Origin of the sequence: Hamadaea tsunoensis DSM 44101, from assembly GCF_000428945.1 — a bacterium.
Classification (GTDB): domain Bacteria; phylum Actinomycetota; class Actinomycetes; order Mycobacteriales; family Micromonosporaceae; genus Hamadaea; species Hamadaea tsunoensis.
In genome coordinates this window covers 40,232-55,486 of record NZ_AUAX01000019.1, presented here as the reverse complement: position 1 = coordinate 55,486, position 15,255 = coordinate 40,232, and the positions used below count along the sequence as shown (strand labels likewise).

At 69.0% G+C, this 15,255-nt stretch carries 14 protein-coding genes and 1 pseudogene; 9 read left to right on the top strand and 6 right to left on the bottom strand.

Annotated features, from left to right (window positions below; translation table 11 throughout):
* Window positions 1-68: 68 nt before the first annotated feature.
* The gene (locus tag G401_RS48400) at window positions 69-1,733 is read left to right on the top strand and encodes a cellulose binding domain-containing protein (protein ID WP_051367148.1); all 1,665 of its coding nucleotides are present in this window, start codon (window positions 69-71) and stop codon (window positions 1,731-1,733) included.
* A gap of 373 nt (window positions 1,734-2,106) precedes the next feature.
* On the top strand, window positions 2,107-2,280 hold the full coding sequence (locus tag G401_RS55005; RefSeq protein WP_084557593.1) for a DUF4236 domain-containing protein: 174 nt from the start codon (window positions 2,107-2,109) through the stop codon (window positions 2,278-2,280).
* Window positions 2,281-2,356: 76 nt separating this feature from the next.
* Here G401_RS55005 and G401_RS0125545 read toward each other — a convergent pair whose 3' ends face one another.
* Window positions 2,357-4,534: a ricin-type beta-trefoil lectin domain protein gene (locus tag G401_RS0125545; protein ID WP_051367147.1), complete on the bottom strand. Its 2,178-nt coding sequence runs from the start codon at window positions 4,532-4,534 to the stop codon at window positions 2,357-2,359.
* 588 nt (window positions 4,535-5,122) lie between these two features.
* Here G401_RS0125545 and G401_RS53320 point away from each other — a divergent pair.
* Complete coding sequence (locus G401_RS53320; protein ID WP_051367146.1) at window positions 5,123-5,632, top strand: GyrI-like domain-containing protein; 510 nt, start codon at window positions 5,123-5,125, stop codon at window positions 5,630-5,632.
* On the opposite strand, the gene G401_RS0125535 is transcribed toward G401_RS53320, so the two are convergent.
* The 3 genes and pseudogenes from G401_RS0125535 to G401_RS58640 form a co-directional block, all read right to left on the bottom strand.
* A complete protein-coding gene (locus G401_RS0125535) occupies window positions 5,557-6,183 on the bottom strand; it encodes a zinc metalloprotease (protein ID WP_027344706.1) in 627 nt (208 codons plus the stop codon). The two genes, G401_RS53320 and G401_RS0125535, sit on opposite strands and share 76 nt — an antisense overlap.
* Window positions 6,184-6,212: 29 nt before the next feature.
* Window positions 6,213-6,968, bottom strand: a complete 756-nt coding sequence (locus G401_RS48390) for an AI-2E family transporter (RefSeq protein WP_169734251.1) — start codon at window positions 6,966-6,968, stop codon at window positions 6,213-6,215.
* Window positions 6,969-7,089: 121 nt separating this feature from the next.
* Window positions 7,090-7,302, bottom strand: a pseudogene (locus G401_RS58640) (AI-2E family transporter); the annotation flags it as partial.
* Between the two features lie 169 nt (window positions 7,303-7,471).
* Between G401_RS58640 and G401_RS0125525 the strand changes: the two are divergent.
* The 5 genes from G401_RS0125525 to G401_RS48380 all read left to right on the top strand — a co-directional run bounded on the left by G401_RS0125525 (window position 7,472) and on the right by G401_RS48380 (window position 11,493).
* Complete coding sequence (locus G401_RS0125525) at window positions 7,472-7,714, top strand: hypothetical protein (RefSeq protein ID WP_027344705.1); 243 nt, start codon at window positions 7,472-7,474, stop codon at window positions 7,712-7,714.
* Window positions 7,715-7,751: 37 nt separating this feature from the next.
* Window positions 7,752-8,483, top strand: coding sequence for an ATP-binding cassette domain-containing protein (locus G401_RS48385; RefSeq protein ID WP_034593106.1), 732 nt, complete (start codon window positions 7,752-7,754; stop codon window positions 8,481-8,483).
* A complete protein-coding gene (locus G401_RS0125515; RefSeq protein ID WP_027344704.1) occupies window positions 8,480-9,166 on the top strand; it encodes a hypothetical protein in 687 nt (228 codons plus the stop codon). The genes G401_RS48385 and G401_RS0125515 overlap by 4 nt, the downstream gene beginning before the upstream one ends.
* Before the next feature lie 103 nt (window positions 9,167-9,269).
* On the top strand, window positions 9,270-10,751 hold the full coding sequence (locus tag G401_RS0125510) for a sulfatase family protein (RefSeq protein ID WP_034593103.1): 1,482 nt from the start codon (window positions 9,270-9,272) through the stop codon (window positions 10,749-10,751).
* A gap of 175 nt (window positions 10,752-10,926) precedes the next feature.
* Window positions 10,927-11,493: a hypothetical protein gene (locus tag G401_RS48380; protein WP_157546313.1), complete on the top strand. Its 567-nt coding sequence runs from the start codon at window positions 10,927-10,929 to the stop codon at window positions 11,491-11,493.
* On the opposite strand, the gene G401_RS0125500 is transcribed toward G401_RS48380, so the two are convergent.
* The gene (locus G401_RS0125500; RefSeq protein ID WP_245601839.1) at window positions 11,456-13,027 is read right to left on the bottom strand and encodes a glycoside hydrolase family 10 protein; all 1,572 of its coding nucleotides are present in this window, start codon (window positions 13,025-13,027) and stop codon (window positions 11,456-11,458) included. The genes G401_RS48380 and G401_RS0125500 overlap by 38 nt on opposite strands.
* Window positions 13,028-13,175: 148 nt before the next feature.
* Window positions 13,176-13,784: a TetR/AcrR family transcriptional regulator gene (locus G401_RS0125495; protein ID WP_027344701.1), complete on the bottom strand. Its 609-nt coding sequence runs from the start codon at window positions 13,782-13,784 to the stop codon at window positions 13,176-13,178.
* Between the two features lie 131 nt (window positions 13,785-13,915).
* Between G401_RS0125495 and G401_RS0125490 the strand changes: the two genes are divergently transcribed.
* A complete protein-coding gene (locus G401_RS0125490; protein ID WP_027344700.1) occupies window positions 13,916-14,758 on the top strand; it encodes an alpha/beta fold hydrolase in 843 nt (280 codons plus the stop codon).
* The last annotated feature ends 497 nt before the right edge of the window (window positions 14,759-15,255 follow it).

Genomic DNA, 15,255 nt, shown 5'->3' with positions numbered 1-15,255 from the left:
TCCACCCGGTGTGGACAGTCCGGAAGGGTCACCTCACCCCCCGGGAACGCCCACCCTGAGGAGAACCGATGACCTCTCCATCCGTCGCACGGCACCTGCGCCCGGCGGCGCTCGTCGTCGCGATCGTGGCGGCCGTGCTGATGGCCGGCCTCGTCTTCACCAGCCGGCCCGCCGGCGCCGCGACGTCCGCGTTCGCGCAGCGCTGCGGCATACACTTCTGCTTCAACGGCAAGCCGTTCTACTTCGCCGGCGCGAACACCTACGACGTGTTCACCTACGGCGGCAGCTACGGCGACACCGAGACCCAGTACATGGACAAGGCGCGGATCGACGCGCACATGGCGCACCTGCAGTCCGACAAGGTCAGCGTGCTACGGCTGTGGATGTTCAGCCACGAGAGCTGGCACGGCTTCGAGACGGCCAAGGGCGTCTACAACGATCAGCAGTTCGCGCTGTTCGACTACGTGATCCAGTCGGCCAAGGCGCACTCGATCATGCTGATCCCCGTCTTCGAGAACTACTGGGAGGCGTACGGGGGGATCGACACGCGGCTGTCCTGGGAAGGGCTGTCCGGCGGCCAGCCCGGCCGGGCCAAGTTCTTCAACAAGGCGCAGTGCCCCGGCTGCTTCACCCAGTACAAGAACTACGTGAACTACGCGCTCAACCGGGTCAACCACTACAGCGGCGTCAAGTACAAGGACGACCCGTCCATCTTCGCCTGGGAGCTCATGAACGAGCCGCGCTACCAGGACGTCAGCGCCGACGAGAACGTCAGCGGGGCGACCCTGCGGGCCTGGGTCGACGAGATGGGCGCCTACGTGAAGAGCATCGACCCCAACCACCTGCTCGACGCCGGGCTGGAAGGCCACGGCACCAAGTACGGCTTCGGCGGCGACGAGGGCAACCCGTTCGTCTACATCCAGCAGTCGCCGTACATCGACTTCACCTCCGCCCACCCGTACCCGGACGAGGGCTGGGCGGGGCTGGACATCCCGAAGACCAAGACCCTGATCCGGGCCTGGATCAGCGACTCGCACAACGTGGTCGGCAAGCCCTTCTTCATGGGCGAGTGGAACGTCCACCAGGACTGGACGAACTGGTGGAGCCAGATCTACACCGACTTCGAGGCGGCCGACGGCGACGGTGACGCTTTCTGGTGGTACAAGGACGGTTCCGGGGGTGGCGGGTTCGACACGGTGTACGGTGCGGCGCAGCTGTCCGTGTTCCGCCAGCATTCGGCGAACATGACCGCCAAGTCCACCGGTACGCCGCCCTCGTCGTCCGCTTCGCCGGTCCCGACCGTGTCGCTGTCGCTGTCGCCGTCCCCGACGCGCTCCGCTTCGCCGTCACCCTCGGCGTCGGCGTCGCCGTCGGTGTCGCCCTCGCCGTCGACCTCCCCCACCGGTTCGGCGGGAACCTCGTGCCTGGCCACGTACCACGTGGACAACTCGTGGGGAACGGGGTTCAACGCGACGGTCACGTTGAAGAACACCGGCAGCACGACCTTCGCCAACTGGACGCTGACCTTCACGGCGCCGTCCGGGGTCTCCCTGGGCAACGGGTGGAACGGGACGTGGTCGTTCGCGTCGCCGACCTTCACCGTCCAGGCTCCGGGCTGGGCGACCAGTCTGGCCCCGGGGGCGACGTGGAGTCCCGCGTACACCGGGAACGGGCCTTCGAGCCCGACCCCGACGGGCTTCAAGCTCAACGGCGTGGCCTGCGCCACGGCTTAGCTCGGAAGATGCGAGATCGTCCTGTGGGGAGCGCTGCGATTCGCTCCTCACAGGACACCCGGGTCAAGAAGTGCCCGACTACTCATCTCCAGCGGCGGCGCCGCAGCGCGTACGCGAGCGAGACGAGCGCCTGCCAGGCGAACGCGAGGCCCAGAAGAAGGCGGTCGACGGGACCCACTCGTTGGAAGTCCTTGGTCATGCCGCACCCACCCGTCGCGTCGTCCGTCACCCTCTGTCGTGGGGGAAGGCGGAGGTGACACGGCGGCCGGTTGCACGAAGCGATGCGCGTGGCGGATAGCACACATGTTTGCCGGATCGTCCAGAGGGGAATGCCGACGGCACCCCATGCAGGACGATCGAAGGAGACCCGGCGATGGCCGTGCTGCTACGCAAGCGATGGAAGATCGGACCCCTGATCCTGAACTTCACGCAGAAGGGCTTCTCCTCGTGGAGTTTCAAGCTGGGCCGCTGGTCGTGGAACTCCAAGACCCGTGCGCACCGCGTGGACCTGCCGGGCCCGCTGTCCTGGAAGCAGGACAAGAACTAAAGGCATGTTAGGTCGGGAGCCGCCCCCAGCGCGGCTCCCGACCGTCCATGGTGGAGCAAGGTCTACCGGGACAGGCTTACGGGAAGTTCACCAGGTTGGCCACGTTGGTGCCGGAGTTCGACGGCCCACCGGTGTTGTTGATGATGTGGCTGATCGTGCCGGTGCCGCCGAGCGAGACCGTCACCAGGTCGTGGAACTTGACCCCGGACACCGCGGGCACCTCGAACGAGTGGGCCAGCACGACGCTCGGGTTGCTGCTGAAGTAGCAGTAGCTGCCCAGCCCCCACGCCTCGTGCGAGGTCACCGACGCGCCCACCTTGTACGCGGCGTACCCCTGGGTCGAGCCGTTCATCCAGCTCGACTGGTTGGGCACGTCGTACGGGATCTCGTTCTGGAAGAAGTACGTGCGTCCGCCGTTGCCGTTCCAGATGACCTGGTACTGCTGGTAGTGCTCGACGAACAGCCCGTACGCGGTCACGTTGTTGCCGTTGACCACGAGCCCGTTGGCCGCGGTGTTGGACGTCCAGCCCACGCCGCTGCCGTGGTCGGCCCGCCAGATCCAGCTGTGATCGATGATCACGTTGTTGCTGTTGATCCGCAGGCTGACGCTCGCCTTGCCGACCCCGGCGCCGCCGACGCGGAAGAACACGTCGGAGAGCGTGGTCGGGTTGCCGGAGTGGTCGGCCGAGGAGCCCGACGGCCCGATCTCCGCCAGTACGCCGGAGTTGGTGGTACCGGCGTCGACGAGCAGGCCGGCCAGCTTCACCCCGTCGACGTCGGCGACGCTGAGCGCCGTGATGCCGCCGTCCGGGATCAGCGTGGCCAGGCCCAGACCGAGGATGACCGTGTCGGGGCGGGTCACGTTGAGGGTCTGGTTGAGGTGGTAGACACCCGGCGTGACGAGCAGGTTCTTACCCGCGGCCAGCGCCGAGTTCATCGTCGCGGCCGAGTCGCCGGGCTTGATGATCTGGAACTGGCTCAGCGGCAGCGACTGCCCGGGCGGGGTCGCGCCCGACCACGTGGTGCCGACCGCGTTCGTCCGGATCCCCGGCACGAACACGTTGTACGCGCCGGCGCCGTCCACGTAGAGGAACGGCTTCTCGCGTACGACGGGGGCGCTGCCGACGGTGGTGTAGGGCGGGTTCGGGAACGACTGCCCCGGAGCACCCTGTACGCCGACGAACACCATGTTCCAGTTCGAGCCCGACCACGAGCCCTCCTGGGAGTTACGCGTGATCCACTGCTGCTGCGAACCGGACTGGATCTGCCCGTCCACCTTGGTGTCGGAGATCCAGCCGCCCGACGACCAGCCGCCGTCGTCGAGTGCGAGGTTGCCGCGTACGTGCATGCGGCGGTAGGGCGCGGCCTGGGATACGGCCCAGCGGTCGGTGCCCGACGACGGGCTGACCGACAGGTTCTCGGCGTCCCGCCAGAAGTTCTGCGTGGCGTTGCCCTGGAACCAGTCCGCCTCGGCGTGGACGGCTCCGTTGATGGTCACGTTGTCGGGCGAGAACCCGAGGCCGGCCACCTGCGTGTAGAAGCCCACGTTCACGTCGTTGCTGTACGTGCCCGGCTTGAACAGCAGGGCGTACCGCTGGGTGCCGAACTGGTTGGTCTGCTGGGAGTTGAACGTGGAGTTGAGCCGCGACTGGATCGTCGAGCTCGACATGGACGGGTCGAACACGAAGACGTTGGGGCCGAAGTCCGGGTTCGTCGTGCCGCCGCCGGTGCCGGTGGGCGTCGGGCTCGGCGTCGAGCCGCCGGGCAGGTTCCACTGCTGGTTGGCGCTGTTGGCGCAGGCCCAGATCTGCAGCCGCGTCCCGTCGGCCGAGCTGGGCCCGGTCGCGTCGAGGCACTTGCCGGAAGCGGCGTTGATCAGCTCAAGACCCGAGGGGGTCCACTGCTGGGCACCGGTGCCGTTGCAGTCCCACAGCTGAATCTTGGTTCCGTCGGCCGTGCCGGCGGAGGTCACGTCCATGCACTTGCCCAGGGCGCGCACGGTCCCGTCGGAACCGACGGTCCAGGTCTGGGCGGCAGTGCCGTTACACGTGTAGAGCTGCACCGCTGTGCCGTTGGCGGAGCTGGCGCCGGCCACGTCGACGCACTTGCCGCCGTAGCCGGTGATGGCGCCGGTACCGGCGGCAAGGGCGGTGCCGCTGGTCAGCGCGATGAAGCCGGTCGCGGCCGCGAGGGCCGAGACGGCGAGGACGGCGAGCAGGCGCAGCGGGCGGAGCCGCATCCTGTTCGGTCGCATGGGTCAACCTCCCTGACAGGAAAGTTAAGTAACAGATCGACCGCACGCTATTCTGCTGATAGTACGTAAGTCAATACAAGGCTTGAAGAAAGTCCTCCCCGCCCCCAAGATCCGGCTTGGATCAGGGAAAACACCCGAATCTTGGGCATCGACTCACGGTCAAGATCTTTTGTGCCGGGTTCGCCGATCTCACCTCCGCTCCTCACGCGGGAGACCGTTCCGCCCTGTCGCTGCGCTCCGGGGACTCCACTGCCAGGTGAGTGGGCGACGCATCCTTCACCGCCCCCCGGTCACCGTCTCATCCCTGCACTCCAGCTTTTGTCCCGACTGTCCGATATGGGGCTGACTGGATCGGCGGGTGGGCGATCATTTGCGGCTGGGGTGTCAAATCCGGGCCGATCTGCATGATCAATTACGCGCCTGGTGTCGCAAAGGCCGGTCAACGCGCTCCGGAGACGTAAACGATCATGCAGATCGGGTCGGATTTACACCTCAGCCGCAAACGATCAGCAAATCGACGACCTCTGCCCAGCCGACGAGGTCGAGGCGAGTTGACCCTGTCCCTGGGGGAAGGTTCATGCTCGACGCATGCAGATATCCGTACGCGACGTCCCCGCCCTCGTCGTCGTCACCGAGAGCCGCGACGTCGACCAGGCCGGACTGGAGAAGTGGCTGCCCGAGGCCATGGCCGACGTCCACCGCGGCGCGGGCGACGCCGCGGCGGGCACGGCCGAGCTGGCGTACCTGGAGCGGGGCGCGTTCGACGACGAACCGGTGTTCGTCGCGATCTACGAGGGCGACCCGCACGAGGGACCGGTGACCGTCGAGGTCTGCGCTCCCCTGCGTGCGGACGCGGCGGCGCCGGCGGGTGTACCGGTCCGGACCGTTCCGGCGCATCGGGAGGCGTACGTCCGGGTCACGAAGGAGACGGTGGTGACCGGCGGCCTCGGCGAGGTGTACGCCGCGATCGACCGCTGGATCACGGCCAACGGGTACGCGATCGTCGCGGCGCCCCGGGAGACCTACTGGACGGACTTCCCGTCGGCGGCGATGGACGACGTGGTCTTCGACGTGGGATTCCCGATCGCCTTCAGCTGAAGGATCTCGGTGGCCGCCTCCTCCGCGTGCGGGGCCGGCCTCGGTGAGCGGCGGGTCCGACGCGCTCGCACCACGGCGGTGAGCACGGCCAGAAGCAGGTTGACCAGACCGGCGTGGTTGAGCACGGTCACCGCCATCCCGTCGACGCCGCCGATGAACGCCGCGGCGGCCGCCGTACCGAACAGTCCACACAGGATGATGCTGGCGGTCGAGCCCGCCCAGCGCTCCTCGGCCGTGCCCCGGGCCGCCCGGATGCTGGTCAGGTCGTACATCAGCCGGCCCGCGTCCATACCGGACCGGCGGGCGGCGTACGCGTACGCGAGTTCGTGCGCCGCCACGGAACCGGCCAGCACGATCAGCCCGGCCATGGCCGCCAGCGCGTACGCGGACGCGGCCCGGCCGGGATGGGCCTGCGGCAGCCGGACGAACGCCAGCCACCCGGCCACGAGCGCGGTGACGGCCACGCTGCCGGCGTCGGCGGCCAGGTGGGTGCCGGCCAGCCGCAGGAGGCTGCGATACCGCCGGTGCGTACGCCCGAGAACCAGTGTCATGCCGGAAGCGGTGCCCAGCGGCGCGCGGGTTAAACGACCGGCACCGAGCGGCTCTCGTCACGCGCGCCCGATGTTTGCCGGGGCGTCTCGGGGGAATCCTCTGCCGGCCCTGTAGTCGGTTCGGGCTTGAGCCGGCCTCGCCGCGTGTCCCACACGTCCCGGACGATCACCTGCGCGATCCCCGCGAGCGGGATCGCGAGCAGCGCGCCGAGCACCCCGGCCAGCTCGCCCGCCACCAGGATCGCCACCAGGACGGTCAGCGGGTTGAGGTTCACCGTACGCGCGAAGATCAGCGGCTGCAGCAGGTGGTTCTCGACGAGTTGGTAGATGACGAAGAAGACGAGCAGGATCACGGCGGCGCTCACCGAGTGCGTGAGGGCCGCGAGGATCGCGACGATCGCCCCGAGGGCCGCCCCGATGAGCGGGATGAGGTCGGTGATGGCCACGAACAGCGCGATGAGCCCGGCGAACGGCACGTGCAGGATCAGCAGCACGATGTAGGTCAGGGTGCCCGCGATCAGGCTGATGAGCAGGTTGCCGCTGATGTAGCCGGTGATCGTGCGGGCGCAGTCGTGGCCGACGCGGCGGATGCGGGCGGCGGCCTCGTCGTCGAACAGGGCCAGGCAGGCGTCGATGATGATCGGCCCCTCCAGCACCATCAGGTACGCGAGCACGAAGATCGTGATCGTGCCGACGACGCCGGACGCGACGGACTGGACGTAGTGCAGGGCCGAGCCGTTCAGCCCCGTGACCCATTCGCGGACCTGGTCGTCGTGGCTCTGCACGAAGCCCAGCAGGTGCGTACGCCGGAGCAGGTCGCCGAGCGGCCCGCGGCCCTCCTGGGGTGCTGTGCACGATGTCCGGCAGCTGGGTCGTCAGCTGGCCGCCCTGGTTGACGAGCGGCATGACCATGAGGGTGATCAGCCCGCCGAGGACCGTCCACACCCCGAGGAACACCAGCAGGGTGGACAGCCAGCGTCTGATCCAGACGGCCCGCCGCTCGACCCAGTTGGTCACGGGGTACAGCGCGACCGCGAAGAAGCCGGCCACGATGATCCAGATCAGTACGCGCCGCGCCTCGTAGACGACGCCGAGCACGAGGACGGTCAGCAGGACCATGCCCAGGACGACGGCGGTGGTACGCGCGGCGGAAGCCTGCTTGGGGGGAAGCACACCGACCACTCCCCCGACCGGGACGGCGGCAAACGAGGGTTGCCGGGAAGAACGAGGGTTGTGAGGAAGTAGGCGGGCGATTGCCTACCCGGGGGTAGAAGACCACGCTGACGACATGAGCCACGACGACGACCTCCCCGAGGAGCTGGGCAGGCTGCGCAACGAGATCGCCAACGAGATCTACGCCCAGCTGATGATCCGCCAGGGCCGCATCCGCCAGGAGGACGTCGGCGGGGTCGCGTACGCGGTGGCGCAGCGGCTGCGCCAGGGGTTCCGGATCGAGTGGGCGCCCTGGGAGGACGAGCCCGCCGACGAGGACCTGATCAGCATCGACGCCGCCACGTGGCGGGCCGGGTGACAGGCACCTTTCAGGAAGCTGTGAGAACCTCTCGCGCATGCGGTGTGAGGATCTCTGGTTGCGCTACGCGCGGTCCGGCCCCTGGGTGCTCCAAGGCATCTCCGCCTCCCTCGGCCCGGGCGAGGTCGTCGTCCTCGCCGGCCGCAACGGCGCCGGCAAGTCGACGCTGCTGCAGGTGCTGGCGGGCGTACTGACGCCGACTCGGGGCCGGGTCGTCGACCGGCCGCGCCGGGTCGGCTGGGTGCCGGAGAAGTTCCCGGCCGACCAGCCGTTCACCACCCGCCGCTACCTGCGGCACATGAGCGCCGTCCTCGGCCACGGGTCCGGCTCCGTCGACGCGTGGCTGGAACGGCTGGGGCTCTCCGCGTACGCCGATGTGGATCTCAAGGATCTGAGCAAGGGCACCGCGCAGAAGGTCGGGCTCGCGCAGGCCATGATCGGCGAGCCGGAGCTGCTCGTGCTCGACGAACCGTGGGAGGGGCTCGACGTCGCCACCCGCGATCTGGTCCCTGAGCTGGTGCGCGAGGTCGCGGCGGCGGGCGGCCGCACGCTCGTCAGCGACCACCGCGGCGAGACCGCGAAGCTGCCCGAGGCCACCGTTTGGTCCCTTGTGGACGGAACACTCGCGGTCCGCGAGACGCAGGCCGCCGACTGCGTCGTCGAGATCTCGGTGCCCGCACACCAGGTCGCCGTCGCGGTCGCCGCCTGGCGCGCCCAGGGCCACAACATTCTGCGGGTACGCGAGCCGGAGCGGACGGTTCAGTCGTGAAAGCGTTGGCGTACATGCGTTTGCGCGCGTTCCTGCGATCGGGCCGGGCGCTGGCCCCGCTGCTGTGCGCGGTGGCCCTGATCGGCATCGCCTACGGCGGCGGGGCCGCGACGGCCGGCGAGGCGTACGCGTTCACCTCGGTCGTGATCTTCCCGATGATCGCCTGGCAGACGAAGATCATCCTCGACGGCGAGCCGGACGTGCAGCGCCGGCTGGCCCGGGTCGCGGTCGGCTCGGCCGGGGGTGAACTGGCCGCCGGCCTGGTCGTGGCCGGCGTCGCCGCGCTCGGCGCGATCGTCATCGCCCTGGGGCTGCCCTGGATCATCGGCGGCATCAAGCCCCCCGAGCACGGTACGCTCGCCGCCCAGCTGATCGCCGGGCTCTGGGCGCACCTGCTCGTCGTGCCGCCCGCGGTCGGGATCGGCGCCCTGTCGAGCCGGGCGCTCCTGCGCAACGCGGGATGGGGTGCGCTGGCGCTCGTCGGCGGTTCGCTGCTCGCGATCGTGCTGGGGCTCAAGAACTCGCCGGTGCCGTTCCTGGCCCCGCCGCTGATGCCCGCCGCCCGGGTGACCGCGGCCGACCCGACCGACTTCGCGGCGCTGCTGTGGCCGACGCTGTGGGGGATCGCCTGGTCGGCGGTCGTGCTGGCGGTCTACGCCCGGCTCAGGAGGACACGCGCCTGAGCACGTACGCCCGAACCGTTCGATGTAGCGCTCGGGTTCCTATTCATGGATCTCTGACATTTTGTTGGCCGACGGATCACAACTTTCCACCAGGATTGTCGGTATGCGTACTATTCGCCGCCTCGCGGCTTTCGGTGCCGTGGGAGTGGCCGTGCTCGCGGCCGTGACCCCGGCGCGCGCCGTCCCCGCGCCCGAGGCCGCCGCCGCCCCGCCGCCCAACATCGTCTTCATCCTGACCGACGACCTGGCCTGGAACCTGGTCCCCTACCTCTCGCAGGTGCAGCAGTTGCAGCGCGACGGGGTGACCTTCACGAACTACACCGTGACCGACTCGCTCTGCTGCCCGTCCCGGTCCTCGATCTTCACGGGCAAGTTCCCGCACGACACCGGGGTCTTCACCAACGGCGGTGGCGACGGCGGGTTCGCCACCTTCAAGGGCCGCGGCAACGAGCAGCACACGTTCGCGACCGCGCTGCAGGCCCAGGGGTACGCGACCGGCTTCCTCGGCAAGTACCTCAACGGCTACCAGCCCGCCGACACCCAGGGCGGGACCCAGCCCTACATCCCGCCGGGCTGGTCGGAGTGGGACGTCGCGGGCAACGGGTACCCGGAGTACAACTACGACCTCAACGAGAACCACAGTGTCGTGCACTACGGCGCCGATCCGGCCGACTACCTGACGGGAGTGTTGTCCCGCAAGGGAAAGGCGTTCATCCAGCAGTCCGCCGCGGCCGGCAAGCCGTTCCTGCTGGAGGTGGCGACGTTCGCGCCGCATTCGCCGTTCACGCCGGCGAATCAAGACCTCGACAAGTTCCCGGGGCTGACCGCGCCGCGGCCGGCCGCGTACGACACGACGCCGGCGAACGCGCCCGCGTGGCTCGCGTCCAACCCGCCGCTCACCGCCGCCGAGAAGTCCACGATGGACACCAACTTCCGCAAGCGGGCCCAGGCCGTCCAGGCGGTCGACCGGCTCATCGCGAACCTCCGGGCGCAGCTGACCGCGAGCGGGGTCGCGGACAACACCTACCTCGTCTTCAGCTCCGACAACGGATTCCACATGGGCGAGTACCGGCTCACCGGCGGCAAGCAGACCGCGTTCGACACCGACATCCGCGTACCGCTGGTCGTCGCGGGGCCGGGCGTTCCGGCGGGGGTCACGCGTACCGAGGTGGTGCAGAACATCGACCTGGCGCCGACGTTCCAGCGCCTCGGCGGAGCGGACGTCGGATCCGATGTGGACGGCCGGAGCCTGGTGAACCTGATCCACGGCGAGGCGGCGCCCGCCTGGCGGACGGGCTCGCTGATCGAGCACCACGGGCCGAACACCGCGCCGGACGACCCCGACGCGCAGACCCAGCGCAACGGGAACCCGACGACCTACGAAGCCCTGCGCACCGCGACCTACACCTACGTCGAGTACACGACCGGCGAGATCGAGTACTACGACCGCGTCGCCGACCCGGACCAGCTGGACAACATCGCCGGTACGCTGACCGCCGCCCGGCGCTCGGCCCTGCACGCGGCGCTGGCCGGGCTGATCAACTGCCACACCCACGACACCTGCTGGACCGCCGCCCACGTCTAGCCCGCCCACTCCGCGGCCCCTGACCCCCGGCCCTTGATCCCGTCCCCTGGCCCCCGTCCCTTGATCCCGTTTGGATCAGGTATTTCACCCGGATCATGGCCCAAGATTCGGGTGAAATACCTGATCCAAACGGGATCAACGGGCCGGTCTACCAGCTGAAATGGTACGGTTTCGCGTGCTTGGTTTCGCCCGCCGCGAGTTCCAGCTGATGCTGCTGCGCCGCATGGCCGACTTCTGCCCCGAACTCGTCATCGAGGCCTATGGGGAGATGGGCGCGACCCACGCCGAATACATGGCCGCGCACAACCGGTGGCAGTCGTTGCTGCGTACGCGGCGCGGCCCCCAAGGACTGTCGCTGTACAAGGCGGTTCTCGGCCCGCCCGACGACGAGTACGCGCAACCGTACGGCGACGTCACCTTCACCGCGTACGCGTGGCCGTTGCCGGGACTGTGGCCGGACCTGCGGTTCGAGGCGATGACCGGGTTCGGCGGCCAGATCCTGCACAGCTGGCTCGTACGCCGCCCGGACTCCCCCGTCCCCGCACTGCCGCCGGTCGAGCGGCTGGCCCCGTGGTCCTGCGTCGTCGGCGACGTCCTCGCGAACTACCCCGGCGCCCGGGAGACGCAGCCCGAGGCGCCCTCGCAATGGCAGGCGTACGCGGACGGCCACAAGCTCACCTTCGTGCACGGTCTCCTGCAGACGGTCAGGAAGTCTCATTCCCCAGGCGGTCCAACGCCGTGACGCAGTAGTGGTCGGCCCGCCCGGCGGCCGGGTCGGTCCACGTCTGGCGGCCGCCGGTCGCGCGTACCACCGCGACGAGGGTCGCCGGGTCGTTCGGCTTCACCGCACGGTAGACCGCGTAACTCGCCGGCTGATCGGATCCGTGCGGTGGCGACCACGTGACGGATCCGGTGTCGCCGGCTGCGCGTACCGGTGGATAGGAAAGCCGCTGATGCTGGAGCTGGCCCATCAGCGGGACGAGCGCGGGCGTCGGGTAATGGGCCCTGACGTAGCGGGTGACCGAGCCGAGCCGGTTCGCGCGCAGGTCCGAGGCGGTGAAGTGAATGGCGCCGGCGGCGCCGCCGGGCGCCTCGATGAGAGTGAGCTGGCGGTCGAGCTGGGCCGGGTCTTTCCAGGCGCCCGACTGGCCGACCCGGTAGTCCGCGAGTCCTATGTAGAGGTCCGTACGCGTCCCCTTCACGACGTCCTCCCACCACTTCAGCAGGACGGTGAAGTTCGCGACGCTGTAACCGATGTTCCAGTAGAGCTGGGGCGCGATGTAGTCGAGCCAGCCGGCCTGGACCCAGTGGCGGGTGTCGGCGTAGATGGCGCTGTAGGCCTCCAGCCCTTTCGTCGCCGAGCCGGCCGGGTCCGAGGTGTTGTTGCGCCAGATCCCGAACGGGCTGATGCCGAACTTCACCCACGGCTTGAGCGCCTTGATCCGGGTGCTCATCTCCTGGACCAGCAGGTCGACGTTGTGCCGTCGCCAGTCGTCGCGGCCCATGCCGTTGCCGTACGCCGCGAAGGAGGCGCTGTCCGGGAAGCCGCCGCCGTTGCCGGGATACGGATAGAAGAAGTCGTCGAAGTGGACTCCGTCGATGTCGTACTTGCCGACCGCTTCGAGGATCGAGTCCTCCACGAACGTCCGCGCGGCCGGGATTCCGGGATCGAAGTAGAGCCGCCGATCGCCGCCCGTCGGCGGGTACGTGACGAGCCATTCCGGATGCGCGAGAGCCGGATCGCCCGGCGGCAGCTGCGCGGCGGTGGCGTCCTGGCTCGCCTTGTAGGGATTGAACCAGGCATGGAATTCGAGATTGCGCTTGTGCGCCTCGCCGACCATGAAGGCCATCGGGTCCCAGCCCGGATCGGCGCCGTCCTTGCGCCCGGTGAGCCAATACGACCAGGGCGCGTACGCCGAGGGCCAGAAAGCGTCGCCACTCGGCCGCACATGGACGTAGACCGCGTTGAAGTTGAGCCTGACGGCGAGATCGAGCCAGCCGATGAACTCGGCCTTGACGGTTTCCTCGGGCAGACCCGGCTTGCTCGGCCAGTCCGAGTTGCGGACGGTGGTGATCCACAGGCCGCGCAGCTCACGGGGTGCCGGCGCCCGCAGGCACGGGCCCACGTCGGCGGCGCTGCGGTCTCCGGTGAGGGGACTCGCGGCCGGGCCGGCGAGCCAGGCCGCCAATCCGGCGACGATCACCAGCACGACGGCGGCACTGCGCAGCGCGATCCGGATCCGGCGAACCGGCCGCAGACGGGGCTGAGTACGCACGCGGAAACCTCCCAGCGGGAGACTACGCAGGTTTCGCCCGGTTCAGAAGGGTCGGCGGACTTTCTTACCCCTAGTCAGGGTTCGATCACAGGGTTTGGCTACAGCGCCGGTTGCGGCCGGAAGATCACCCCGATGGGCGGCCGGAAGATCACCCCGGTCCCGGCCGGAAGATCTGGTCCAGCGACCGGTCGATCAGGGCCATGGCCTCGTCCCCGTCGAAGACGCCGATGAGCAGCGGCCCGACGAATCCCTGGGTCAGCACGTAGAGCGTGGTCGCGGCCGCCGCCGGGTCGACGCCCCGGCGCAGCTCGCCGGCGTCCGCCGCGGCCCGCAGCCAGGACCGCATCAGGTCGAGCACGTGCGCGTACCCATCTCGGAGCTGGTCGGCGTACGCCGGGTCGACGGTCGCGTACGTGAAGAAGGCGACGTTGACGGTCGCCTCCTCCCGGCTCGGCCCGTCGACCGGCATCATCGCCCGCAGGGCGTGCCGGACCGTGTCCCGCCGGGTGGCCGGCTGCGGCAGCAGGGCCATCTCGGCCGCCAGCCGCCGGCCGACCCGCTCCCGCATATGGCTGAGCGCGAACAGGAGCATCTCCGCCTTGGTGTCGAAGTAGTGCTGCACCGCCCCCATCGAGACGCCCGCCTGCCGGGCCACGTCCCGCAGGCTGACCGCCTCGATGCCCTGCTCGCCGATGACGGCGTACACGGCCTGAGCCAGCGCCTGCCGCCGCTCCACATGATCGACCTGCTTGGGCACCGGTTCCTCCCTTCGGTCCGCGATGCGCATGTGCCACCAGTTAGCCATGCGATTGTATTGCAAAACGGTGATCCACACGGCTACGCTGAGTTTGGCGATGCGACCGCATTGCAAAAACACAGGAGGACGTCGTGGAGTACGCCCGCAACAAGGACGTGAAGATCGCCTACGAGGTGCTGGGCGACCCCGCGCGGGGCGTACCGCTGCTCATGATCATGGGCCTGGACTTCCAGATGAACTGGTGGCCGGACGCCTTCTGCCGACAGTTCGTCGACCGCGGCTTCGCCGTCGTCCGCTTCGACAACCGCGACACCGGCCTGTCGACCCATTTCGCCCGTGGCGACAAGTACACCGGCCAGGACATGGTCGACGACGCGCTCGCGGTCATGGACGCGGTCGGCTGGCGCAGCGCCCACGTCTTCGGCGCGTCCATGGGGGCCGGCCTCGCCCAGGCGCTGACCCTCCTGCACCCCGAACGCGTCCGCACGATGACCTCCGGCATGGGCGCGCCCGTCACCGCCGGCCTGCTGTCGATGATCCGCTACGTCCGGCTCGGCACCATCGCCAAGCTCGCCCGCCTCCCCCAGGCCAAGACCCGCGAGCAGGAGATCGACAACATCGTCGCGGTCTACCGTGCCGTCGGCTCGCCCGGCTACCGGTTCCCCGAGACCTGGGCCCGCGAGGCCGCCGGGGTCAGCTACGACCGCCACCCGCGCGACCCGCTGACCACGCAACGCCAGACGACCGCGATGCGCAGACTCCGCGTACCCGCGTTGTCGACGATCACCTGCCCGGCCTTCGTCTTCCACGGCGCCGAAGATCCCCTGGTCCGCGTCGCGGCCGGCCACGACACCGCCCGGCAGATCCCGGGGGCGGCGTACGTCGCGCACCCGGGGATGGGGCACAACCTGCCCGAGGAACTGTGGCCGGACATCATCGGCCGCATCGCCGCCCTGGCCGAGAAACAATCTTGAAAGGCATTTCGTCCCGGGTTCGTCGATCTCACCTCCGCTCCTCGCGCGGGAGACCGTTCCGACCCCTCCGCTTCGCTCCGAGGCCTCCACTGCCAGGTGAGTGGGGCGAAGCATCCTTCACCGCGGTTCGGTCACCGCTTCACCCTTCGCCTCTGGCGTTGTCGCGACTGTCCGATATGGAGGCGTGACGCCAGTCGGCTAGTCGGCGCGGGTGATCGTTTACGGCCCAGGTGTAAAACAGCCACTCGATGCATGATCAATTACGGCTCCGGAGCACGCTGACCGCCCCTGGCTACACCTGACGCGTAAACAATCATGCGGGGAGGGCTTGAAAACACACCTCAGCCGTAAATGATCACGAAATCAACAGCAGCATCTTGCGAAATGGAAGATCGTTCCCGCATCGCGGCAGGACGTCGCGGCCGCACGGGCAGGACATGATCGAACGCGACCGACCTGCGAGGAAAGCACCCCTGCCGCCGAGCGCGGCCCATATT